This window comes from Nocardioides hwasunensis (assembly GCF_014779665.1).
GTDB classification, from domain to species: Bacteria; Actinomycetota; Actinomycetes; order Propionibacteriales; family Nocardioidaceae; genus Nocardioides; species Nocardioides hwasunensis.
In genome coordinates this window covers 662,867-686,043 of record NZ_JACXYY010000001.1, presented here as the reverse complement: position 1 = coordinate 686,043, position 23,177 = coordinate 662,867, and the positions used below count along the sequence as shown (strand labels likewise).

Sequence of the window (23,177 nt, the reverse complement as noted above, 5' to 3'; positions counted from 1 at the left end):
GGCTCCCTCCCGGGGTTCCTCGCTCCTGAGAACCGATCCTGCTAGCGCCCGATCTTGCGCGCGAAGACGACCGTGCGCTTGGAGTAGTCATCGGCCTTGCACGCCACCAGCACGATGCGCGCCGGGCCGTGAGCCGAGTAGAGCGCACCCATCTTGCGTGATGCCGACCAGAACTCGCGCTTGGTCACCTTGAACCGGCAGCCGCCGACGCGGATGACGTCGCCACGCCGCAGCTGTCCCCATCGATCGGCGACGCCGTTGCCGGCCCGCCACGCGTGACCGGCGTAGACCGTGCTGCCGGTCGGATCGCACGGTGGGTCACCCTGCGACCAGGTGTAGACCGCTCCGCGGAGCTGGTGCCCCACCGCGAGCGTGTCGTTGCGCGCCGGCACCTTGATGATCCTGGCGTCCGTGCTGGTCTTCGCGATGCGGAGCCGGTCAGGGGCGGCGTGAGCCGCACCCTGACCGACCAGCACGGACGATGCGCAGACCGCCACGGTGGCCGTGGCGTGTGCCAGCATGCGCCAGACGGTCACGCGCCCGTGTTCGGCGCGACCTGCGGTCCGTTGGCGCAGGACTTGTTGGTGAAGGTCAGCGTCCACCTCTGCTGGCCCTTGAGGCGGAAGGCCTCGTTGGCGGCGCTCGCGCGGACCACGACCTTGCGGCCCTTGGCGTGGATCCAGACGCCCTTCTTCACGACCTTGCCCTTGACCGTGTAGACCACACCTGCGCGCTTGGCGACCTTGAACATGTCGCTGCGGGTGCCGCACTTGTCGAGCTTGCGGGCCGCGCCCTTCACCACGCGCACCTGGGCAGGCAGCACCTCGGGCGGGGTGGTGACCGGCGGAGTGGTGACCGGCGGGGTCGTGACCGGCGGCGTCTCGACCGGCGGCGTCACCGGCGGAGTCGGGCACGGGACGTTGCTGTCCACCGGAGCCGGGATGGTCACGGAGGTCTGGCCGTTGCTGAACTCGTAGCCCGTGTTGGCGGTGATCGTCAGGCTGCCGTCAGGGTTGAGCACCGAGGTCCAGGGACCGCTCGGCACCGGGCCGAAGGTCGCGTTGTTCGGGCCGCACTCGTCGACGACCGGCACGGTCGGGGGCGCCGTCTGGGTGCTCGGGCACGGGACGTTGCTGTCCTTGGGCTTGGGGTAGGTCACGGACTTCGTGCCCCTGGTGTCGAACTGGTAGCCCGGGTTGGCGGTGATGGTCAGGCTGCCGTCCGGGTTGAGCTTCGAGGTCCACGGACCCGTCGGCACCGTGCCGAAGGTCGCGTTGTTCGGACCGCACTCGTCGATGACGGGAACGGTCGGCGGCGTGACGGTCTTGGTGCCGCAGTTGTCGGCGAACTTGCTCGCCGGGATGGTGCCAGAGTTGCTCACCGTCGTGTTGCTGCTGGCCCAGTAGCCCTTGACGGACAAGGTGAGGCCGGAGCTCGGCTTGGTGGTCACCGTCTCGTAGAAGGTGCCGGTCTTCCCCTTGTCGATGAAGGTGCCGATCGGCACGGCCGAAGGCCGGTTGGAGTCGATGATCTTCTCGGACCGCTGGGACTCGCTGTTGGTCACCCACCAGGTGACGGCCCAGCCGCCACCGGTCGCGCAGTCCACCTTGCCCGAGATCGTGTTGTGGTGGGCGCTGGCAGCACCAGCGATCCCCACGACGGCGAACCCCACGGCGATGACCAGCGTCATCACCCTCGCCATCATTCGCGGCGTACGAGCCACGTCCTTCTCAGCCGTCCCCACGGCGTTTCCCACGACTGTTCGCATACTGAATAGACCCCCAAAGGTCGTCCTGAGGGAAGCCCCATGCCTCCCCACCCGATGATTCAACGGGCTGGCAGCACCTGCGGCACGCAACGACTCCTCAAGAACGCCTAAAGAGTTCGTCATTCGCCGGACATCGTCCGTAGATCTCCACTAGTGCACGAGCAGGGGGTCCAGTGCCACCGCGACGAAGAGGAGGGAGAGGTACAGGTTCGAGGTGTGGAAGAGCCGCATCGGGTTGATCTCGGCCAGCTGGTCCGAGCGCTTCGCACGTGCCCACATCCGGTGCGCCTCGACGAGGAACACCGCCCCGAGGACGACGGCGGCGGCCGGGTAGACCAGGCTCGTGCCGGCGACCGGCCACAGGAGCAGGGAGGTCGCCACCATCACCCAGCTGTAGACGACGATCTGTCGTCCGACCTCGCCCGCGGGCCTGACCACGGGCAGCATCGGGACGTCGACGTTGCGGTAGTCCTCGCGATAGCGCAGTGCGAGCGCCCACGTGTGCGGCGGCGTCCAGAAGAAGACGACGAGGAACAGCACCACCGGGGTCCACGCCAGCTCGCCGGTCACCGCGGTCCAGCCGATCAGCGCCGGGAAGCAGCCCGCGAGGCCGCCCCAGACGATGTTCTGGGTGGTGCGCCGCTTGAGCAGGATCGTGTAGACGAGGACGTAGAACGCGTTCGCCCCGAGCGACAGGGCGGCCGAGAGGTAGTTGACCCACACCGCCAGGACGACGGTCGAGAGCACCGCGAGGACGGTGGCGAAGACGAGGGCGGAGCGGGGCGAGACGATGTGACGCGGCAGCGCCCGGCGCCGCGTACGGCGCATCTGCTCGTCGATGTCACGGTCGTAGACGCAGTTGTACGTCGACGCGGAGCCGGCCGACAGCGCACCTCCGACGACGGTGGCGGCCACCAGCCCGAGGGCCGGGATGCCGCGGGCGGCGAAGAACATCACCGGGACCGTGGTGAGGAGCAGCAGCTCGATCACCCGCGGCTTGGTGAGCCCGACGTAGGCCCCGACGACGTCGCGCCAGGTCTTCGGCTCCTGCGTCCCGGGGTCGTGCTCCCCGCTCGCCCGCCGCTCGGACGGTTGCCGGTCGGACGCAGCAGCGTGCGGGCCGGCGTGGGACACGGTGGGAACCTCGGGAGAGCAGGGGGTGGGACGCACAGGTCTGGGCAACCGGAGGGACGTCGACGGTGGCCGTGACCACCGTCCGGGACGACCCTCGGGCAGGGTCGAGTCTACTGGTCCACGGCGATAGGCTCGCAGTCGAGGCCACCTCGAGGGGGCTGTGATGCTGCACTCCCCCACCCCGCACCGGCCGAACCATCGAGAGGAACCGCGTTGACCGAGAAGTCCGCCCTGCCCGCCACCTTGGAGTGGACCGAGATCGACGACCGCGCCGTCGACACCGTCCGCGTCCTGGCGATGGACGCGGTGCAGAAGGTCGGCAACGGCCACCCCGGCACCGCCATGAGCCTGGCCCCCGCGGCGTACCTGCTGTTCCAGAAGGTGATGCGCCACGACCCGGCCGACCCCGAGTGGGTCGCGCGCGACCGCTTCGTGCTCTCCTGCGGCCACTCGAGCATCTCGCTCTACATCCAGCTCTACCTCGGTGGCTTCGGGCTCGAGCTCGACGACATCAAGGCACTGCGCACCTGGGGCTCGAAGACCCCCGGTCACCCCGAGCTCGGGCACACCGCCGGGGTCGAGGTGACGACGGGGCCGCTCGGCCAGGGCGTGGGCAACGCCGTCGGCATGGCCCTGTCCGGTCGCCGCATCCACGGCATGCTCGACAGCGAGGCCGCGGCGGGCCAGGGCCTCTTCGACCACCAGGTCTATGCCATCGCCTCCGACGGTGACCTCGAGGAAGGCGTCAGCTCCGAGGCGAGCTCGATCGCCGGCACGCAGAAGCTGGGAAACCTGACCCTGATCTACGACCGCAACCGGATCTCGATCGAGGGCAACACCGATATCGCCTTCACCGAGGACGTCGCCAAGCGCTACGAGGCCTACGGCTGGCACGTCCAGACCGTCGACTGGACCAACGGCGGCACCGACTACGTCGAGGACGTCCCAGCGCTCTACGCCGCGATCCGCAAGGCGCACGGCGTCACCGACCAGCCCTCGCTGATCGTCCTCGACACCGTCATCGCCTGGCCCGCCCCCCACGCCCAGGGCACGGAGGCCGCGCACGGCAGCGCGCTCGGCGCCGACGAGGTCGCGGCCACCAAGAAGGTCCTCGGCTTCGACCCCGACCAGACCTTCGAGGTGCCGCCGGCGGTCCTCGAGCACACCCGCCAGCTGCGCGAGCGCGGCAGCGCGTGGGGGGCGGAGTGGGACGAGAGGTACGCCGCCTGGTCCGCCGCCCACCCGGAGTCGGCCGAGCTCCTGCACCGGCTGAAGCGGCGCGAGATGCCCGTCGGTCTCGCCGACGCGCTGCCGACCTTCCCCGCCGACGAGAAGGGCGTGGCGACCCGATCTGCGTCGGGCAAGATCATCAACGCGCTCGCGCCGGTGCTGCCCGAGCTGTGGGGTGGGTCCGCCGACCTGGCCGGGTCCAACAACACCACGATCACCAGCGCACCCTCGGTCGGCCCCGAGGTCGCCGAGGTGGGCGAGTGGAGCACCGACCCCCACGCCGGCCGGGTCCTCCACTTCGGCATCCGCGAGCACGGGATGGGCGCGATCATGAACGGCATCGCGGCCGACCGGCTCACGCGCGTCTTCGGTGGCACGTTCCTCACCTTCTCCGACTACATGCGCGGATCCGTCCGCGTGGCCGCCCTGAGCAAGCTGCCGGTCACCTACGTGTGGACGCACGACTCCATCGGCCTGGGCGAGGACGGCCCGACCCACCAGCCGATCGAGCACCTGGCCGCGCTGCGCGCCATGCCCGGCCTCGACGTCGTACGCCCGGCGGACGCCAACGAGACGGTCGCCGCGTGGCACACCATCCTCACCCGCACGGACTCCCCGGCCGCGCTCGCGCTGACCCGGCAGAACGTGCCGGTCTTCCCCCGCGGCGAGGACGGCTTCCAGTCGACCGAGGGCGTGGCCCGCGGGGCCTACGTCCTCATCGACGCCGAGAAGGGCACGCCCGACGTGATCCTCATCGGCACCGGCTCGGAGGTCCAGCTCGCGGTGGAGGCCCGCACGCTGCTCGCCGCCGACGGCATCGACGCCCGCGTGGTGTCCATGCCGTGCCTGGAGTGGTTCGAGGAGCAGGACGAGTCCTACCGCGACACCGTCCTGCCGCCGACCGTCAAGGCGCGCGTGTCGGTCGAGGCCGGCGTCAAGCAGGGCTGGCGCGAGATCGTCGGCGACAACGGTCGGATCGTCTCGATCGAGCACTACGGGGCGTCGGCCGACTACGCCCGCATCTACACCGAGTTCGGCATCACCGGCCAGGCCGTCGCCGACGCCGCGCGCGACAGCGTCGCCGTCGTCACCGCCTGACCGCCCCAGACCACCAGCACGGGAGGCTCCTCATGAACGACCGTCTCAAGGCCCTGGCAGACGCCGGGGTGTCCATCTGGCTCGACGACCTGTCGCGGGAGCGGCTGGAGACCGGCAACCTGGCCGACCTGGTGAAGAACAGCAACGTGGTCGGGGTGACGTCCAACCCGGCGATCTTCCAGACCGCGCTGTCCGACGGCGAGCGCTACGACCCGCAGGTGCGTGAGCTGGCCGCAGCGGGCGCCGACGTCGAGAAGGCCACCCAGACCATCACCACCGACGACGTGCGCGAGGCCTGCAAGATCATGCGGCCCGTGTTCGACATCACCGACGGCGTCGACGGTCGGGTCTCGATCGAGGTGTCCCCCGGTCTGGCCCACGACACCGAGCAGACCGTCGCCGAGGCCGCCGAGCTGTGGCGCATCGTCGACCAGCCCAACCTGCTCATCAAGATCCCCGGCACCAAGGAGGGCTGGCCGGCGATCACCGAGACCATCGCTGCGGGGATCTCGGTCAACGTGACGCTGATCTTCGGCCTCGAGCAGTACCAGAACGTGATGGAGGCCTACGTCGCCGGACTGGAGAAGGCGGCCCACAACGGCCACGAGCTCGCCGACATCCATTCGGTCGCCTCGTTCTTCGTCTCGCGGGTCGACTCCGAGATCGACAAGCGCCTCGAGGCCACCACCGCGGGACCCGGCACCGACCCGGCCCTGCGTGGCAAGGCCGGCGTCGCCAACGCCCGACTGGCGTTCCAGATGTACGAGCAGTTCTTCAGCGGCGAGCGCTGGGAGGCGCTCGAGGCCAAGGGCGCCCGCAAGCAGCGCCCGCTGTGGGCCTCGACCGGGGTCAAGAACCCCGACTACGACGACACGATGTACGTCGTCGACCTCGTCGTGGAGGACACCGTCAACACGATGCCCGAGAAGACCCTCGACGCCGTCGCCGACCACGGCGAGGTGCGCGGCGACCGGGTCCGCCCGTTCTACGACGACGCCGCCGCGCACATGCAGGCGCTGGCCGACGCGGGCATCGACTACGACGACGTCATCCAGGTGCTCATCCAGGAGGGCGTCGAGAAGTTCCTCGTCGCCTGGGACGAGCTCCAGACGACCCTGAAGGCGTCGCTCGAGGCCGCCCGGGCATGAGCGGCTCCGCCCCGGTGGACCCCACGACGACGTCCGCATGGGCGGACCTCGCTCGCCTGGCCGACGCGTACTCGCCCGACCTGCGCACGGCGCTCACCCCCGAGCGGGTCACGCAGCACTCGCTGGTCGCCGCCGACCTACTCGTCGACCTGTCGAAGAACCTGGTCGACGACGAGGTGGGGGCGGCCCTGCACCGGCTCGCCGACGAGGCGGGCGTCCTGCGCCGCCGCGACGCGATGTTCGCCGGCGAGCACATCAACGTCACCGAGGACCGCGCGGCGCTCCACACCGCGCTGCGGCTGCCGACCGACGCCTCGCTCACCGTCGACGGCCAGGACGTCGTGGCCGACGTCCACGAGGTGCTCGCGCGCGTCTACTCCTTCGCCGACCGGGTCCGCACGGGAGAGTGGACCGGTGTCACCGGCAAGAGGATCCAGACCGTCGTCAACATCGGCATCGGCGGCTCCGACCTCGGTCCGGTGATGGCCTACGAGGCGCTCGAGCCCTATCGCCAGGACGGTCTCACCTGCCGCTTCATCAGCAACATCGACCCGACCGACGCAGGCCAGAAGCTCACCGGGCTCGACCCGGAGACCACCCTCTTCATCGTGTCCAGCAAGACCTTCGGCACCCTGGAGACACTCACCAACGCGCGGCTGTGCAAGGCGTGGCTGCTCGACCACCTGCCCGCCGAAAGCGACCCGGAGGCCGCCGTCGCGCAGCACTTCGTCGCCGTGTCGACCGCCCTCGACAAGGTCGCCGACTTCGGCATCGACCCCGACAACGCGTTCGGCTTCTGGGACTGGGTCGGAGGCCGCTACTCCATGGACTCCGCGATCGGGCTCTCCCTGGTCGTGGCGATCGGGCCGACGCACTTCGCCGAGATGCTCGCCGGGTTCCATGCGATGGACGAGCACTTCCGCACCGCCCCGGCAGCCGACAACGTGCCGCTGAGGATGGGCCTGCTCAACGTCTGGTACGCCAACTTCCTCGGCGCGCACACCCACGCCGTGCTGCCCTACTCCCAGCTGCTCCACCGCTTCCCGGCCTATCTCCAGCAGCTGACCATGGAGTCCAACGGCAAGCGGGTGCGGTGGGACGGTGAGGCCGTCGGGCACGACACCGGCGAGATCTTCTGGGGCGAGCCCGGCACCAACGGACAGCACGCGTTCTACCAGCTCATCCACCAGGGGACCCGACTGATCCCGGCCGACTTCATCGCCTTCGCGCGACCGGCGTACGCCCTTCGCGACGGCGACACCGACGTGCACGAGCTGTTCCTGGCCAACTTCTTCGCCCAGACCCAGGCACTCGCGGTCGGCAAGACCGCCGACGAGGTGCGGGCCGAGGGAGTCGCCGAGGAGCTCGTGGCGGCCCGGACCTTCCCCGGCAACCGCCCGACGAGCTCGATCATGGCGCCCGAGCTGACCCCGGCCGTGCTCGGCCAGCTCGTCGCCCTCTACGAGCACATCACGTTCGTCGAGGGGGCCGTCTGGGGCATCGACAGCTTCGACCAGTGGGGGGTCGAGCTCGGCAAGCAGCTCGCCCAGCAGCTGCAGCCGGCGGTGTCCGGTGACGACTCCGTGCTGGCGGAGCAGGATGCCTCCACCCAGTCGCTGATCCGCTACTACCAGGAGCACCGAGGCCGATGACGAACACCAACCCGCTGCGCGACCCGCAGGACCGTCGGCTCCCCCGCATCGCCGGTCCGTGCGGGATGGTGCTGTTCGGGGTCACCGGCGACCTGTCGCGCAAGAAGGTCATGCCGGCGATCTACGACCTGGCCAACCGCGGCCTGCTGCCGCCGGGCTTCAGCCTGGTCGGCTTCGCCCGGCGCGACTGGGCCGACCAGGACTTCGCCCAGATCGTGCACGACGCGGTCAAGGAGCACGCGCGCACACCGTTTCGCGAGGAGGTCTGGAACCAGCTGTCCGAGGGCTTCCGCTTCGTCTCCGGGGACTTCGACGACGACGACGCCTTCGACCAGCTCCGCCGCACCGTCGAGGAGCTCGACCAGAAGCGCGGCACCGGCGGCAACATGGCGTTCTACCTCGCCATCCCGCCGGCGTTCTTCGGCAACGTGGTCGGTCAGCTCAAGGAGCACGGGCTCGCCGATCCCGGCGCTGACCAGTGGCGCCGCGTGGTGGTCGAGAAGCCGTTCGGTCACGATCTCGAGTCTGCCCGCGAGCTCAACGCCACGCTCGCCGGCGTCTTCCCGTCGGGCTCGGTCTTCCGGATCGACCACTACCTCGGCAAGGAGACGGTCCAGAACATCCTGGCGATGCGCTTCGCCAACAACATGTTCGAGCCGATCTGGAACTCCAACTACGTCGACCACGTGCAGATCACCATGGCCGAGGACATCGGCATCGGCGGCCGCGCCGGCTACTACGACGGCATCGGCGCGGCCCGCGACGTCATCCAGAACCACCTGCTGCAGCTGATGGCGCTCGTCGCGATGGAGGAGCCGATCGCCTTCGACGCCGAGAGCCTGCGGCTGGAGAAGCAGAAGGTGCTCGCCTCGGCACAGCTGCCGGCGCGACTCGACCTCACCACGGCCCGCGGCCAGTACGTCGCCGGCTGGGCGGGCGGCGAGAAGGTCGGCGGGTTCCTCGAGGAGGAGGGCATCGAGAAGAGCTCCACCACCGAGACGTTCGCCGCGATCACCGTGAACGTCGAGACCCGTCGCTGGGCGGGCGTGCCGTTCTACCTCCGCACCGGCAAGCGCCTGGGGCGCCGGGTCACCGAGGTGGCCGTGGTCTTCAAGCGGGCTCCGCACCTGCCGTTCACCCAGACCGCGACCGAGGATCTCACCCAGAACGCGCTCGTCATCCGCGTCCAGCCCGACGAGGGCATGACCATGCGGTTCGGTGCCAAGGTGCCCGGCACCGCGATGGAGATCCGCGACGTCAACATGGACTTCGCCTACGGCGGCTCCTTCACCGAGGCCAGTGCCGAGGCGTACGAGCGCCTGATCCTCGACGTGCTGCTCGGCGACCCGCCGCTCTTCCCACGGCACGAGGAGGTCGAGCTGTCCTGGAAGATCCTCGACCCGGTGATCGAGCACTGGTCGAAGAAGGGCAAGCCCGACAGCTACGACTCCGGCACCTGGGGACCGGAGTCCGCCGACAAGATGCTCGCCCGCGACGGCCGGACCTGGAGGCGACCCTGATGTCGCCCCTCGCTGTTCTTCGCCTCCCCCGCTCCGCTCCTCCGCCGAACAACACCGAGGGGACCCCGACGAAATGATCGAGCTCACCGACACCAACTCATCGTCGATCGCGGCCGAGTTCGTCCGCTCCCGCACCCGCGCGGGCAGTCCTGCCATGGGCATGGTCATGACGCTGGTCATCGTGGCGCCCGAGGAGGACGCAGCCGAGGCCATGGCCGCCGCCAAGCGCGCCTCGCGCGAGCACCCCTCGCGCGTGCTCGGCGTGATCCTGGGCGACGCGAGAGGAGCCGCCCAGGTCAACGCGCAGGTCGGCAGCGGCGACGGCTGGGGTGGCGAGACCGCCCTCATCCGGCTCAAGGGAGAGGTGGTCAAGCACGCCGAGTCCGTCGTGCTGCCCCTGCTGCTGCCCGACTCCCCCGTCGCCATCTGGTGGCCCACGTCAGCGCCCCGTGATCCCGCAGCCGACCCGCTCGGCGCCCTCGCGCAGCGCAGGATCACCGACTCCGCCGCCGTGCCTCGTGGCAAGTCGACCGCGATGCTCACCCAGTGCGAGACCTACGCACCGGGCAACACCGATCTCAGCTGGACCCGGCTGACCCCGTGGCGCGCCCTGCTGGCGGCCGCCCTCGACCAGCACCCGCTGAAGGTCACCGGCGCCAAGGTGACCGCCGAGCGGATCAGCCCGAGCGCCGACCTGCTGGCCGCCTGGCTGTGCGACCGGCTCAAGATCGAGGTGACCCGCGGGAGCTCCGAGGGCCCTGGCATCACCGAGGTCACCCTGGACACCAAGGAGGGCCCCATCCGCATCGCTCGCGCCGACGGACGCCTGGCGACCTTCACCTCGCCGAACCGTCCCGATCGGCCGGTCGCGCTCAAGCGACGCGAGGTCCCGGCACTGCTCGCCGAGGAGCTGCGACGGCTCGACGAGGACGACGTCTATGCCGAGGTCGCCCAGCGACTCGTCAAGCTCCGGGGCTCGAAGTGAGCGCCGCGGCACCGGTCGTACGCCGTCACGACGACGCCGACAGCCTCGTCGGTGACGTCGCGTCGGCCCTGCTCGACCGGCTCGAGGCCGCGCAGTCGCGCGGCGAGGTGCCGCAGGTCGGGCTCACCGGCGGCACCATCGCCGAGTCGCTGCACCGCGAGCTGGCCCGCCGGGCGTCCGACTCCTCGGTCGACTGGTCGCGCGTGGTGTTCTGGTGGGGCGACGAGCGGTTCGTCCCGGCCGACTCGCCCGACCGCAACGCCCGGCAGGCACGCGAGGCCCTGCTCGACCACGTGCCGGTCGACCCGGCGCACGTGCACGAGGTCCCGGCGAGCGACGAGGTGGCCACCGCCGAGGACGCCGCCGAGGCCTACAGCGCCGCCATGCGCGAGCACGGTGCCGGGTTCTTCGAGGTGCTGATGCTCGGCATCGGCCCCGACGGGCACTGCGCCTCGCTGTTCCCCGGGCACCCGGTCCTCGAGGCACGTGACGCGATCGCGGTCGCCGTGCACGACTCCCCCAAGCCGCCGCCCGACCGGGTCACCCTGACCTTCGAGGCACTGCAGCACGCGCGGTCGGTCTGGTTCATCGCCAGCGGCGAGGGCAAGGCCGAAGCGGTCGCGCGCGCCCTGGCCGACGAGGGCTCTGTCACCGAGACGCCGGCTCGCGGCGTCCGCGGCGACGAGACCGTCTGGTGGCTCGACGAGGACGCTGCCTCCGCCCTCTGACGTACGACGCGCGAGCAGGACGTCATGGCGGCGGGTCGCCCGGAAAGCCACTGACCATGACGTCATAGGGATCCTCGGTGCGAACCGAGGGTTCTCATGACGTCCCGGCGAGAACGGGTCAGAAGATGATCTCGCCGGCCTTGCGACGGCTGCGGAGCTGGGCGACGGCCTCGTCGAGGATGTCGGCGGCCTCGGTCTCGCTGCGACGCTCCTTCACGTAGGCCAGGTGCGTCTTGTAGGGCTCGATCTTGGGCGCCGGCGGCGGGTTCTCGGAGTCGAGGCTGGCCGGCAGTCCGCACTTGGGGCAGTCCCACGAGTCGGGCACCGTGGCCTCGACCGCGAAGGTCACCACCGAGCGGTGGTCGTGACTGCAGAAGTAGGTGACCGTCTGCCGGGGCGCGGCGTCGCCGCGCTCGGCCTCGCCCATCGGCCCGGCACCGACTCGACTGCCGCGGATCGCGTTTCCAGCACCAGCCACGGGGGCTCCTTCTCAGGGACTCAGAGCAGATTCAGACGGGATGCAGAGAGGGGGTTCAGTTGCCCTGGTAGGCCATGAGCAGGCCGAGGGCGAGGATGCAGGCGAACCAGATGACACCGACACCGACGGTGAACCGGTCGAGGTTGCGCTCGGCCACCGACGATCCTCCGAGGCTGCTGGACACGCCGCCGCCGAACATGTCGGACAGGCCGCCGCCCCGCCCCTTGTGGAGGAGGACCAGCAGGATCTGGATCGCGCTCGTGATGACGAGCAGGATGGTGAAGAGCAGAATCACGGTGCGCAGCCTACGTCACTGGAGGTGAGGACCGGCGAGCGGCCTCACAGGACGGGCATGTCGTAGAACCGGCAGATGCCGCCGAACTCGTCGACCTGCAGGCTCGCGCCCCCGACCAGGCATCCGTCGACGTCGGGCTTGTCCATGATGCCGCCCACGTTGGCCGCCTTCACGGAGCCGCCGTAGAGGATCCGGAGCCCGTCGGCGGCCGCGTCCCCGTGCACCTCGCGCACACGCGTGCGGATGGCCGAGCAGACCTCCTGCGCGTCGTCGGGAGTGGCGACCTCACCGGTGCCGATGGCCCAGACGGGCTCGTAGGCGACGACGAGGCCGGCGACCTGCTCGGCGGTGAAGCCGTCGAGCGAGCCGTCCACCTGCGACAGCGTGAAGGGCACGTGCTCCCCCGCCTGGCGCACGTCGAGGCCCTCACCGACGCACACGATGGGCGTCATGCCACCGGCCAGCGACTTGTGCGCCTTCGCGTTGACCAGCTCGTCGCTCTCGCTGTGGTGCATCCGGCGCTCGGAGTGGCCCACCACGACGTAGGAGCAGCCGAGCTTGCCCAGCATCGCCGCCGAGATCTCACCGGTGTAGGCGCCGTTGTCGTGGACCGAGACGTCCTGCGCGCCGTAGCGGATCGAGAGGCGGTCGCCGTCGACCAGCGTCTGCACCGACCGGAGGTCGGTGAAGGGCGGGACGACGACGACCTCGACCGAGCCGTAGTCGTGGCGCTTGTCGGACAGCGTCCACGCCAGCTTCTGGACCAGCACCACCGCTTCCTGGTGGTTGAGGTTCATCTTCCAGTTGCCCGCCATCAGCGGGGTGCGGTCGTGCTTGGCCACAGTGGTTCAGTCCCTCTCGAGTACGGCGATGCCCGGGAGCTCCTTGCCCTCCAGGAACTCCAGCGACGCGCCACCGCCGGTGGAGATGTGGCCGAAGGCGGCCTCGTCGAAGCCCAGCTGTCGCACGGCGGCGGCGGAGTCGCCACCGCCGACGACCGACAGGCCGTCGACCTTGGTGAGTGCCTCGGCCACGGCACGGGTGCCGGCGGCGAAGGCGTCGACCTCGAAGACCCCCATCGGGCCGTTCCAGAACACCGTCCTCGCATCGGCCAGCGCGGCCGCGAAGGCAGCCGCCGACTCCGGCCCGATGTCGAGACCCAAGGCGTCGGCAGGGATCTCCGAGGCGGGTACGACGCTGGGCTGGGGCTCGCGGTCGCCCGACGGGAACGCCGTGTCGACCACGACGTCGGTCGGGAGCACGATCTCCACACCACGGTCCGCCGCCTCGCTGAGGTAGCGGGTGCAGGTGTCGAGCTGGTCGTCCTCGAGCAGGCTCTTGCCGACCTCGTGGCCCTGGGCCTTGAGGAAGGTGAACACCATCCCGCCCCCGACGAGGATCTTGTCGGCCTTGTCGATGAGGTTGTCGATGACGCCGAGCTTGTCCGACACCTTCGAGCCGCCCAGGACCACCACGTAGGGGCGGTCCGGGTGCTCGGTCAGGCGCCTCAGCACGTCGACCTCCGCGGCCACGAGCCCGCCCATCGCGGACGGCAGCCGCAGCGCGACGTCGTACACGCTCGCCTGCTTGCGGTGCACGACCCCGAAGCCGTCGGAGACGAAGGCGTCGGCGAGCTGAGCGAGCTGACCGGCGAACGCGGCTCGCACCGCGTCGTCCTTGCTGGTCTCGCCGTCGTTGAAGCGGACGTTCTCCAGGACGGCGATGTCGCCGTCCTCGAGCGCGTCCACCGTCTCGGTCGCGCTCTTGCCGACCGTGTCGGTCGCGAACGCCACCGGCCGCCCGAGCAGCTCGGCGAGCCGCGCTGCGACCGGCTCCAGGGAGTACTTCGGGTCGGGCGAGCCGTCCGGGCGGCCCAGGTGGGCAACGACCACCACTCGGGCCCCCGCATCGGACAGCTGCTGGAGCGTCGGCACGCTCGCGCGGATCCGGCCGTCGTCGGTGATGGTGGTGCCGTCGAGGGGCACGTTGAGGTCCGAGCGGACCAGCACGCGCCTCCCCTTCAGCTCACCCAGTGACGCGATGTCTGCCGTGTGGTCGGACATCGCGCTCAGAGCGACGAGCCGACGTGCGTGATCAGGTCGGCGAGGCGGTTGGAGTAGCCCCACTCGTTGTCGTACCAGCCGAGCACCTTGACCTGGTTGCCGATGACCTTCGTCAGCGGCGCGTCGAAGATGCAGGACGCCGGGTCGGTGACGATGTCGGTGGAGACGATCGGGTCGGTGGAGTACTTCAGGAAGCGGCCGTCGGCGGCCGCGTTGACGATCTCGTTGACCTCGTCGACCGACGTCTCGCGCGACGCCTCGAAGGTGAGGTCGGTGGCCGAGCCGGTCGGGACCGGGACGCGCATCGCGTAGCCGTCGAGCTTGCCCTTGAGCTCGGGGAGGACCAGTCCGATGGCCTTGGCGGCACCGGTCGAGGTCGGGACCATGTTGAGCGCGGCGGCACGGGCGCGACGCGGGTCCTTGTGGATGTTGTCCTGGAGGTTCTGGTCGGCCGTGTAGGCGTGGATCGTCGTCATCAGGCCCTTGTTGATGCCGAGGCCGTCGTGGAGCGCCTTGGCCATCGGCGCGAGGCAGTTCGTCGTGCACGAGGCGTTGGAGATGACGGTGTGCGCGGCCGGGTCGTAGAGGCCGTCGTTGACGCCCATCACGATGGTGATGTCCTCGTTGGAGGCGGGCGCGGAGATGATGACCTTCTTGGCGCCCGCGTCGACGTGGGCCTTGGCCTTGGTCGCGTCGGTGAAGAAGCCGGTGGACTCGACCACGACGTCGACGCCGAGGTCGCCCCACTTGAGGGCGCCGGGGTCGCGCTCGGCGGAGACGGCGATCTTCTGGTCGCCGACCAGGATCGAGGACTCGTCGCTCGAGACGTCGGCGTCGAGGCGGCCGAGGATCGAGTCATACTTGAGCAGGTGCGCGAGCGAGGCGTTGTCGGTCAGGTCGTTGACGCCGACGATCTCGATGTCGGCGCCGGAGGCGCGGACGGCGCGGAAGAAGTTGCGGCCGATGCGGCCGAAGCCGTTGATACCTACGCGGACGGTCATGGGTGCATGTCTCCTTGGTGTGGGGCCTTCGGTGACCCCGTGGACAACTCTGGCCTTCGGTGACCAGCATCACCGACCCTATCGGGTCCCCGCAGCCCCTCCGAGCGGGGTCGTTCGAGGTACGGACAGGTAACTTGGATCGATCCAAAGGCGCTCCGCAAGCGTAGCGGACCGCCGCGGCCGATCGTCTCGGCCTCAGCCCTCGTCGACGAGCATGTCGGGCGTCAGCGACGCCTCGGTGTCGGGGATCCCGAGGTCCTCCGCACGCTTGTCGGCCATCGCGAGCAGCCGGCGGATGCGTCCGGCGATCGCGTCCTTGGTCAGCACCGGGTCGTGCAGCTGGCCGAGCTCCTCGAGGGAGGCCTGCTTGTGCTCCAGGCGGAGGTGCCCGGCCTGGCGCAGGTGGTCGGGGATCTCCTCGCCGAGGATTTCGAGGGCGCGCTCGACGCGGGCGCCCGCGGCGACCGCGGCACGGGCGGAGCGGCGCAGGTTGGCGTCGTCGAAGTTGGCGAGCCGGTTGGCCGTGGCGCGCACCTCGCGGCGCATCCGGCGCTCCTCCCAGGCCATCAACGACTCGTGGGCGCCGAGGCGGGTGAGCAGCGCACCGATCGCGTCGCCGTCGCGGATCACGACACGGTCGACGCCGCGGACCTCGCGCGCCTTGGCGGAGATGCCGAGCCGGCGGGCAACGCCGACGATCGCCAGGGCTGCCTCAGGCCCCGGGCAGGTGATCTCGAGGGACGACGAGCGTCCCGGCTCGGTGAGCGAGCCGTGGGCGAGGAACGCACCACGCCAGGCGGCGACGGCGTCGCAGCCACCCCCGCTCACGACAGCGGGCGGCAGGCCGCGCACGGGGCGCCCGCGCTGGTCGAGCAGACCGGTCTGGCGGGCGAGCGACTCACCGTCCTTGGTCACGCGCACGATGTAGCGGCTGCCCTTGCGGATGCCGTTGCCCTGCACCATGACCACGTCGGAGGGGTGGCCGTAGACCTCGGAGATGTCCTTGCGGAGCCGACGCGCGGCCGCGCCGGTGTCGAGCTCGGCCTCGACGACGATGCGGCCGCTCACGATGTGGAGGCCGCCGGCGAAGCGGAGCATCGAGGCGACCTCGGCCTTGCGGCAGCAGGTCTTGGTGATCTGGGTGGAGGCGAGCTCTGCCTTCACCTGTGCCGTCATTGCCATGAGCCGAATCCTGCCATGCTGGTCAACGACCCCCGAGGCCTGAGATCGACCTGGGCCGGGCGGGGGTGACCTTCACCTCAGCAGGCCTCAGCCCTCGTCGACGATCCGGCGGAAGGCCTCGGCGAGGCGGGCGGGGTCGTGCCGCGGCTCCCCCGGCACGGCGATGTCCTCGACCACCAGCCGGGCACCGTGCCCGGCGACGACCCTCTCCAGCCGTCCGCGGCCGCCCACCTCGGACGCGGCGAGCAAGGAGGCGTCGACGAGGACGGCGTGCACCGTCAGGTCGGGAGCGTGCTCGAAGAGGACGTCGAGGTGGTCCTCCGGGCCGAACCCGGTCGTCTCCCCCGCCTGCGCCTCGAGGTTGAGCACCACCACCAGCCGTCCCGCAGTCTCCGCGAGCGCGCGACGCAGGCCCGGCACCATGAGGTGCGGGATGACCGAGCTGAACCACGAGCCGGGGCCGAGCACCACCCACTCGGCGGCGAGGATCGCCTCGACCGCCTCCTGACAGGCCTGCGGGTCCTCGGGCACCAGGGCGACGGACTCGATGTGACCCTCGGTGGTGGCGACCTCGACCTGCCCGCGGACGACACTGACGACGTCGGGCCGGCCGGCCTCCGCGCCGCGCACCCGGGCGGTGATGTCCATCGGGGTGGTGGCCATCGGCAGCACCCGCCCGTGGGCGCCGAGCAACCGACCGACCCAGTCGAGCGCCCGGACGTGGTCGCCCATCAGCTCCCACAGCCCGACGATCAGGAGGTTGCCGACGACGTGACCGTTCATCTCGCCGTCGCCGGCGAAGCGGTGCTGGAGGACGTCGGTCCAGGTGCGTCCCCACTCGTCGTCGCCGCACAGCGCTGCGAGCGCCATCCGCAGGTCACCGGGAGGCAGGACGCCGAACTCGCCCCGCAGGCGCCCCGAGGACCCGCCGTTGTCGGCGACCGTCACGACCGCGGTCAGGTCGTCGATGGTGAGGTCGTCGTGGAGTCGGCGCAGCGCCGACAGCGTGGCGAAGAGCCCGTGGCCCCCGCCCAGCGCGACCGCGGCCTGCGCGGTCTGGCGCGCCACGTCACTCCCTGCCGAGGTCGCGGTGGGCGGTGCTCACGTCGTAGCCGGACTCGCGCAGCAGGCCGGCGATCCGCTCGGTCATCGCGACGCTGCGATGCTTGCCGCCGGTGCAGCCGACGGCGACCTGCATGAAGCGCTTGCCCTCACGGAGGTAGCCCTCGGCGACGGTCTGGAGGACCGGGAGGTACTGCTCGAGGAACTGACCCGCGCCGGGCTGCGACAGGACGTAGGCGGAGACGTCGGGGTCGCGGCCGTTCTGCGGGCGCAGCTCGGGCACCCAGTGCGGGTTGGGCAGGAACCGCATGTCGGCCACCCAGTCGGCGTCGACCGGGATGCCGTACTTGAAGCCGAAGCTGATGACGGTGACCTTGAGCCGCGTGGTGGCTGCGGTGCCGAACAGCTCGGCGATGCGGTCCTGGAGCTGGTGGACGTTGAAGTTGGACGTGTCGAGCTGGATGTCGGCGTCGCCCCGGATGTCGGCCATCACGTCGCGCTCGCGCCGGAGGCCGTGGAGCAGCCGCCCGCCACCCTGGAGCGGGTGCGGGCGACGCGCCGCCTCCTGCCGGCGGACCAGCACGTCCTCGGTCGCCTCGAGGAAGAGCAGCGTGGTCGGCCGGCCAGTGACCTGCTGGTGCCGGTTGGCCTGGAGGGAGTCGAAGAACGACCCGGAGCGCACGTCGACGACGATCGCGATCGGCTGGTGGATGCCCCGGCTGTCGTCGACGAGCCGCACCACGTCGCGCACCAGCGTCGGCGGGAGGTTGTCGACCACGAAGTAGCCGAGGTCCTCGAGCTCCTTGGCCGCGGTGCTGCGTCCGGCACCGGTCATACCGGTGACGATCACCAGCTCACCGGGAGTCGGTTCGTTCACGTCAGTCGTCCTCCATGATCTCGCCGGTGGCGGTGTTGACGGTGGGCGCGCGGGGAGCAGTCTTCCTCGTCGCGTCGGCCTGCGCGACCGCGTCCTTGATCGCGCTGGCCGTGCGGGGGCCGATGCCGGGGACGAGCGCGATGGCGCCGACCTCGGCCTCGCGGAGCTTCTTGAGCGAGCCGAAGTGCTTGAGGAGGGTCTTGCGGCGCACCTCCCCGAGCCCGGGCACGTCGTCGAGCATGCTCTCGACCATCGACTTGGAGCGCCTGCTGCGGTGGTGGTTGATGGCGAACCGGTGGGCCTCGTCGCGGATCCGCTGGAGGAGGTAGAGGCCCTCGCTGGTGCGGGCCATGATCACCGGGTCCTCCTCCCCCGGCAGCCACACCTCCTCGAGCCGCTTCGCCAGGCCGCAGACCGGGATGTCGTTGATGCCGAGCTCGGCCAGGGCCTGCTGGGCCGCGGCCACCTGCGGCGGGCCCCCGTCGACGACGACGAGCGACGGGGAGTAGGCGAACTTGCGCGGGCGGCCCGTCTCCGGGTCGACGAGGAGGGGCGCCTGCGGGTCGGGCTGCTGAGCCTGCGAAGCGTCCGAGCCCGCTGGCGCCGCCCGAGGAGCATCGTGAAGCTCCACCCGCGCCTGCTCGTCGAGCAGCCGCTTGAATCGCCGGGTGATCACCTCGTGCATCGAGGCCACGTCGTTCTGCCCGTCGACGCCCTTGATCACGAAGCGTCGGTACTCACCCTTGCGGGAGAGGCCGTCCTCGAAGACCACCATCGAGGCGACGACCTCGGTGCCCTGGAGGTTGGACACGTCGTAGCACTCGATGCGCAGCGGCACCTCGTCGAGCGCGAGGGCCTGCTGGATCTCCTCCAGCGCCCGGTTGCGCGTGGTGAGGTCGCTGGCGCGCTTGGTCTTGTGGAGCGCGAGCGCCTGGCCGGCGTTGGTCGCGACGGTCTGCTGGAGGTCGCGCTTGTCGCCGCGCTGCGGCACCCGGATCGCGACCTTGCTCCCCCGTCGCTCGCTGAGCAGCTCCTCGAGCACGTCGACGTCCGGAGGCAGCGCGGGCACGAGCACCTCGCGCGGGATGGTCTCCCCGCCCTCCTCGGCGCCGACGCCGCCGTAGAGCTGCAGCAGGAAGTCCTGGACCAGCTCCGGCGTGCCGCCCTCGTCGGTGCGGTCGGCGACCCAGCCGCGCTGGCCGCGGATCCGGCCGCCGCGGACGTAGAAGATCTGGACGGCGACCTCGAGCGGGTCCTCGACCAGGGCGATGACGTCGGCGTCGGCCCCGTCACCGAGCACGACCGCCTGCTTCTCCAGGGCTCGCTCCATCGCACCGAGGTCGTCGCGGAGCCGGGCAGCCTTCTCGAAGTCGAGTGCCTCGCTGGCGGCGTACATCTCGTTGCGGATCCGCGCCATGAACGGCTTGGTCTGGCCGCCCATGAAGTCGCAGAAGTCGTCGACGATGCGGCGGTGCTCCTCCTCGGTGACGTTGCCGACGCACGGGGCGGAGCACTTGTCGATGTAGCCGAGGAGGCAGGGTCGGCCGATCTGGCTGGAGCGCTTGAAGACACCGTTGCTGCACGAGCGCATCGGGAAGACCCGCAGCAGGATGTCGACGGTCTCCCGGATGGCCCAGGCGTGGCTGTAGGGGCCGAAGTAGCGGGTGCCCTTGCGCTTCGCTCCGCGGCCGACCATCACCCGGGGGAACTCGTCGCCGACGGTGACGGCGAGCCAGGGGTAGGACTTGTCGTCGCGGTACTTGACGTTGAAGCGCGGGTCGAACTCCTTGATCCAGCTGTACTCCAGCTGGAGGGCCTCGACCTCGGTGTCGACCACGGTCCACTCGACGCTCGCGCCGGTGGTGACCATGGTGGCCGTGCGCGGGTGGAGGTTGCCGATGTCCTGGAAGTAGGACGAGAGCCGCGAGCGCAGGCTCTTGGCCTTGCCGACGTAGATCACGCGGCCCTTGGCGTCGCGGAAGCGGTAGACCCCCGGACTGGTCGGGATCGACCCCGGTGCGGGTCGATAGGTGCTCGGCGTGGCCACCGGACAACCCTACGGGCGGCCCCCGACAACGGGGGCCGCCCGGGTGGTCGTCAGCGGCAGGTCACTTCCTGACCTTGACCGGCTTCGACTTCACGGTGGACTTCTTGAAGCCCTTCTTCGAGCCGGTCACCTTCACCACGAGCTTCTTGCCGCGCATCGAGCGGGTGACCTTGAGCTTCTTCTTGGTCGCACCCTTGATCGCCTTCTTGCCGACGAACCACCGGTAGGTGAGCTTCGTGCCCCGGGTCCACCCCTTGGCCTTCGCCTTCACCGTCTTGCCGACCTTGGCCTTGCCCTTGATGCGGGGCTTGGTGGTCTTGAGCTTGCCGATGCGGATCTTCTTGGTGGCCTCTGAGCGGACCGAGGCAGAGGTGTCGTAGCCGGAGGCACGCGGGTACTCCGTCACCTGGATCCGCTTGCCCTTGTCCTTGCGGGTCAACCGGTAGGTGCTCTTCGTCGCTCCCTTGATCGCCTTGCCGTTGCGGGTCCACTTGTAGACCGGAGCCAGGTCGGCCGGCTTCTCCCCGAAGTTGTTCACCCAGTTCGGGCTGGTCACGGTGAGCACGCCACCGACGCGGATCGGCCCGCTGATGGTGGCCGTCCGCTGCACGCCGTCGACGTACCACGTGGCGCCGCCGACGGTCACCGGAGCGGACTGTGCCGGCGGGCTCGGGTTGCGCCCGACCGCGTAGCCGGTGGCGATCACGCTCAGGGATCCGCCCGCCATGGCCAGCGTGGGGGTGAACGTCGGGTCGTCGGCCTGCGGGATCGCCTGACCGTTGAGCACCCACTGGTAGCGCACCGCCGTCGCCTCGGGGAAGCTGGCCGCCGCGGACACCTCGCGGAGGGCGACGGGAGCCGGGACGGCAGCCGTGCCGCCGGGCAGCGGGGGCTTCTGGACACGGGTGACCGTGATCTGGTTGGCCGCGTTGGCGGTCACCGTGACGCTCTGGCCCTGGTTGGTCCAGCTCTCCCCGGCCTGCAGCGAGCCGTCGTTGCCGGGAGCGGGGAGGAGGAACGCGCCTCGCTGCGCGTCCTCGCGCTCGATGGTGAGGCCGACGCGGTAGTCCTGCCCGTACCTCTGGCTGGCGTAGTTGCAGTAGTTGGCGGTGCCGTAGCAGGTGTTCGCGTCGAGGCCCGCGCCGTCGCGGTAGTCGACGAAGTAGCGCTTGCCGTCGTCGGGGTTGATGAAGTGCACCCCGCGCAGCCCACTGGCCGACGAGCGCGACTGCAGCGTGTAGGTGCCGCCGGCGTCCGTCGCGTCGGCGACCTCGCCGGCAGCGATGATCCCCTGCTCCATCCGGTAGATCGTGCCGAGGACGGGGCTGCTCTTCCCGTCGGGGTGGGAGCCCATCACCTGGTAGAGGTCGCCGTACTCCGCCGCAGCGTTGTTGGAGTGCTGCAGGCTCAGGTTGTGGCCGTACTCGTGCTCGAGCGTGGAGCGGAAGCCCGAGGTGAGCTTGGCCTGGACGATGACGGGACCACCACTGGCGAGCGACGTCCCGAGCCGGGCACGACCCGCCGTCGGACTCCCGCACCCGTCCGGCACCAGCACCACGAGATGGTTGGGCGACGCACCGGAGAAGTCGACACCCGGGAAGGCCTGCGCACCCACGCTGGCGACGATCCCGGAGAAGTCGGCGCCGTCGTTGCCGAGGCCGCAGCCGGCCGCGGCCGAACCTGCCGCCGAGTCGACCGGGACGACGCCGGTGACGGTGTTCCATGCGGCGATCTGCCCGCCGGACTGCCCGACCCACCAGTCCTGGGCCTGCTTGATCCCGTCGAGGGCCTGGGCGTCCGTCAGCGCGATCGGGCCGAAGTTGGTCACCTTCGCGACGTACGTCGCGTGGGTGGTGACCACTGGTGCGGGAGCACCGGGAGAGGTGCGCGAGGTGACGACCTCGAGCGGCGCTCCGGATGCGGAGGCGCGTCGCAGCGCACTCGCACGGTCGGCCCCGGTGAGCCTCTGGTCGGCGCCGGCGCCCGGGACCGCGAGGGTGCCGGCGAACACCGACAGCGGATCGGCCTCGAAGCCCTCCGCGAGCTCGACGACGTTGCCCGACGGCAGCTGCAGCGAGTAGCGGTCGCGGTCACCGTCCTCGCCGTGGAGCACGAGCACGGTGCCCGTGACCTCGACCGTGTCGCGCCCGGACGCCGAGGGCGCGGTGGCGCTCCCCTGCGTCGGCGTGAGCAGTGCTGCGGTGACGAGGGCGGCCGCCGCGAGGGCGATCCGTCCGCGAACAGGTGTCAACGACATGTGGAGCTCCCCCTGGTGCGCGCCCACCCTCGGGGCGTCTGGGGAGCATTGTGTCTCACCGTGAGGTCGTTCAAACCCCTGCGGGTGATTCGCGGACGAGGCGACCGGTCACGGGGTCACCCGACGCTCAGGCCCGGAGGATCGAGTCCCCGTCGACGGTGATCGCGACCGACGCCAGCGCGGCCGTCGCCGGACCGGACAGGGGCGAGCCGTCCTCCAGCGAGAACTTGCTGCCGTGGCACGGGCAGGGGATGTCGCCCTCCGTGCTCGACTCGACCGCGCAGCCCTGGTGCGTGCAGACGGCGGAGAACGCCTTGAACTCACCCTCGGTCGGCTGGGTCACCACCACCTTGGCAGCGGCTGCGACGAAGCACCCGCCCACCGGTACGTCGCTCGCGGACGCCAGCGAGTCGCCACCGCCGGAGCTCGCGGAGCCGCTCGACGTGGGCTCGGACGTCGGGTCCGAGCTCGGGTCGTCGGCCCCGGACGCACCCGGGTCGGTGGCCGTGTCATCGGAGCCGCAGGCCGCGAGGACCGGCACGCCGATGGCGAAGGCGGCGGTGCCGGACAGGGCGCGTCGTCGGTTGATCGTCGTCATGCGGCGACCCTAGCCAGCCACCCTGTGAGGAGGCTGTGACCTCGGTGGCCGACC

At 70.6% G+C, this 23,177-nt stretch carries 20 protein-coding genes; 6 read left to right on the top strand and 14 right to left on the bottom strand.

What is annotated here, in order from left to right:
- Positions 1–41: 41 nt before the first annotated feature.
- From IEZ25_RS03405 to IEZ25_RS03395, 3 genes are all read right to left on the bottom strand, one after another.
- On the bottom strand, positions 42–521 hold the full coding sequence (locus IEZ25_RS03405) for a class F sortase (RefSeq protein ID WP_191197955.1): 480 nt from the start codon (positions 519–521) through the stop codon (positions 42–44).
- Positions 522–532: 11 nt separating this feature from the next.
- The gene (locus IEZ25_RS03400; RefSeq protein ID WP_191197954.1) at positions 533–1,702 is read right to left on the bottom strand and encodes a hypothetical protein; all 1,170 of its coding nucleotides are present in this window, start codon (positions 1,700–1,702) and stop codon (positions 533–535) included.
- Between the two features lie 216 nt (positions 1,703–1,918).
- Positions 1,919–2,938: a heme o synthase gene (locus tag IEZ25_RS03395; protein ID WP_397183006.1), complete on the bottom strand. Its 1,020-nt coding sequence runs from the start codon at positions 2,936–2,938 to the stop codon at positions 1,919–1,921.
- A 177-nt stretch (positions 2,939–3,115) separates the two neighbouring features.
- Between IEZ25_RS03395 and tkt the strand changes: the two genes are divergently transcribed.
- From tkt to pgl, 6 genes are all read left to right on the top strand, one after another.
- Positions 3,116–5,230 (top strand): transketolase, encoded by a 2,115-nt coding sequence (tkt, locus tag IEZ25_RS03390; protein WP_191197952.1) that lies wholly within the window; start codon positions 3,116–3,118, stop codon positions 5,228–5,230.
- Positions 5,231–5,262: 32 nt separating this feature from the next.
- Positions 5,263–6,378, top strand: a complete 1,116-nt coding sequence (tal, locus tag IEZ25_RS03385; protein WP_191197951.1) for a transaldolase — start codon at positions 5,263–5,265, stop codon at positions 6,376–6,378.
- Positions 6,375–8,030, top strand: coding sequence for a glucose-6-phosphate isomerase (gene pgi / locus IEZ25_RS03380; protein WP_191197950.1), 1,656 nt, complete (start codon positions 6,375–6,377; stop codon positions 8,028–8,030). Before tal ends, pgi begins: the two co-directional genes overlap by 4 nt.
- Entirely contained in the window at positions 8,027–9,550 is a 1,524-nt protein-coding gene (zwf, locus tag IEZ25_RS03375) for a glucose-6-phosphate dehydrogenase (RefSeq protein WP_191197949.1), read from the top strand. Before pgi ends, zwf begins: the two co-directional genes overlap by 4 nt.
- 73 nt (positions 9,551–9,623) lie before the next feature.
- On the top strand, positions 9,624–10,535 hold the full coding sequence (locus IEZ25_RS03370; RefSeq protein WP_191197948.1) for a glucose-6-phosphate dehydrogenase assembly protein OpcA: 912 nt from the start codon (positions 9,624–9,626) through the stop codon (positions 10,533–10,535).
- Positions 10,532–11,263, top strand: coding sequence for a 6-phosphogluconolactonase (gene pgl / locus IEZ25_RS03365; RefSeq protein WP_191197947.1), 732 nt, complete (start codon positions 10,532–10,534; stop codon positions 11,261–11,263). Before IEZ25_RS03370 ends, pgl begins: the two co-directional genes overlap by 4 nt.
- A 118-nt stretch (positions 11,264–11,381) precedes the next feature.
- On the opposite strand, the gene IEZ25_RS03360 is transcribed toward pgl, so the two are convergent.
- The 11 genes from IEZ25_RS03360 to IEZ25_RS03310 form a co-directional block, all read right to left on the bottom strand.
- A complete protein-coding gene (locus IEZ25_RS03360; RefSeq protein ID WP_191197946.1) occupies positions 11,382–11,741 on the bottom strand; it encodes an RNA polymerase-binding protein RbpA in 360 nt (119 codons plus the stop codon).
- 55 nt (positions 11,742–11,796) lie between these two features.
- Positions 11,797–12,036: a preprotein translocase subunit SecG gene (gene secG / locus IEZ25_RS03355; protein ID WP_191197945.1), complete on the bottom strand. Its 240-nt coding sequence runs from the start codon at positions 12,034–12,036 to the stop codon at positions 11,797–11,799.
- Between the two features lie 44 nt (positions 12,037–12,080).
- Positions 12,081–12,851: a triose-phosphate isomerase gene (gene tpiA, locus IEZ25_RS03350; RefSeq protein WP_191198130.1), complete on the bottom strand. Its 771-nt coding sequence runs from the start codon at positions 12,849–12,851 to the stop codon at positions 12,081–12,083.
- A gap of 33 nt (positions 12,852–12,884) precedes the next feature.
- A complete protein-coding gene (locus IEZ25_RS03345; RefSeq protein WP_191197944.1) occupies positions 12,885–14,099 on the bottom strand; it encodes a phosphoglycerate kinase in 1,215 nt (404 codons plus the stop codon).
- A 5-nt stretch (positions 14,100–14,104) separates the two neighbouring features.
- On the bottom strand, positions 14,105–15,100 hold the full coding sequence (gene gap, locus IEZ25_RS03340) for a type I glyceraldehyde-3-phosphate dehydrogenase (RefSeq protein ID WP_191197943.1): 996 nt from the start codon (positions 15,098–15,100) through the stop codon (positions 14,105–14,107).
- A 195-nt stretch (positions 15,101–15,295) separates the two neighbouring features.
- On the bottom strand, positions 15,296–16,282 hold the full coding sequence (gene whiA, locus IEZ25_RS03335; protein WP_191197942.1) for a DNA-binding protein WhiA: 987 nt from the start codon (positions 16,280–16,282) through the stop codon (positions 15,296–15,298).
- Positions 16,283–16,369: 87 nt separating this feature from the next.
- Positions 16,370–17,350: a gluconeogenesis factor YvcK family protein gene (locus IEZ25_RS03330; protein ID WP_191197941.1), complete on the bottom strand. Its 981-nt coding sequence runs from the start codon at positions 17,348–17,350 to the stop codon at positions 16,370–16,372.
- Position 17,351: 1 nt separating this feature from the next.
- On the bottom strand, positions 17,352–18,221 hold the full coding sequence (gene rapZ / locus IEZ25_RS03325; RefSeq protein ID WP_191197940.1) for an RNase adapter RapZ: 870 nt from the start codon (positions 18,219–18,221) through the stop codon (positions 17,352–17,354).
- A gap of 1 nt (position 18,222) precedes the next feature.
- Positions 18,223–20,268, bottom strand: a complete 2,046-nt coding sequence (gene uvrC, locus IEZ25_RS03320) for an excinuclease ABC subunit UvrC (protein ID WP_191197939.1) — start codon at positions 20,266–20,268, stop codon at positions 18,223–18,225.
- Between the two features lie 61 nt (positions 20,269–20,329).
- Positions 20,330–22,525, bottom strand: a complete 2,196-nt coding sequence (locus tag IEZ25_RS03315) for a hypothetical protein (RefSeq protein ID WP_191197938.1) — start codon at positions 22,523–22,525, stop codon at positions 20,330–20,332.
- 127 nt (positions 22,526–22,652) lie between these two features.
- Positions 22,653–23,123 (bottom strand): Rieske (2Fe-2S) protein, encoded by a 471-nt coding sequence (locus IEZ25_RS03310; RefSeq protein WP_191197937.1) that lies wholly within the window; start codon positions 23,121–23,123, stop codon positions 22,653–22,655.
- Positions 23,124–23,177 lie beyond the last annotated feature (54 nt).

Excerpts from the sequence above, each read along its gene's own strand:
- IEZ25_RS03405 (WP_191197955.1), bottom strand. The coding sequence starts at position 521 with ATGCTGGCACACGCCACGGCCACCGTGGCGGTCTGCGCATCGTCCGTG.
- IEZ25_RS03400 (WP_191197954.1), bottom strand. The coding sequence starts at position 1,702 with ATGGCGAGGGTGATGACGCTGGTCATCGCCGTGGGGTTCGCCGTCGTG.
- tal (WP_191197951.1), top strand. The coding sequence starts at position 5,263 with ATGAACGACCGTCTCAAGGCCCTGGCAGACGCCGGGGTGTCCATCTGG.
- pgi (WP_191197950.1), top strand. The coding sequence starts at position 6,375 with ATGAGCGGCTCCGCCCCGGTGGACCCCACGACGACGTCCGCATGGGCG.
- zwf (WP_191197949.1), top strand. The coding sequence starts at position 8,027 with ATGACGAACACCAACCCGCTGCGCGACCCGCAGGACCGTCGGCTCCCC.
- IEZ25_RS03370 (WP_191197948.1), top strand. The coding sequence starts at position 9,624 with ATGATCGAGCTCACCGACACCAACTCATCGTCGATCGCGGCCGAGTTC.
- tpiA (WP_191198130.1), bottom strand. The coding sequence starts at position 12,851 with ATGGCGGGCAACTGGAAGATGAACCTCAACCACCAGGAAGCGGTGGTG.
- IEZ25_RS03345 (WP_191197944.1), bottom strand. The coding sequence starts at position 14,099 with ATGTCCGACCACACGGCAGACATCGCGTCACTGGGTGAGCTGAAGGGG.
- gap (WP_191197943.1), bottom strand. The coding sequence starts at position 15,100 with ATGACCGTCCGCGTAGGTATCAACGGCTTCGGCCGCATCGGCCGCAAC.
- whiA (WP_191197942.1), bottom strand. The coding sequence starts at position 16,282 with ATGGCAATGACGGCACAGGTGAAGGCAGAGCTCGCCTCCACCCAGATC.
- IEZ25_RS03315 (WP_191197938.1), bottom strand. The coding sequence starts at position 22,525 with ATGTCGTTGACACCTGTTCGCGGACGGATCGCCCTCGCGGCGGCCGCC.
- IEZ25_RS03310 (WP_191197937.1), bottom strand. The coding sequence starts at position 23,123 with ATGACGACGATCAACCGACGACGCGCCCTGTCCGGCACCGCCGCCTTC.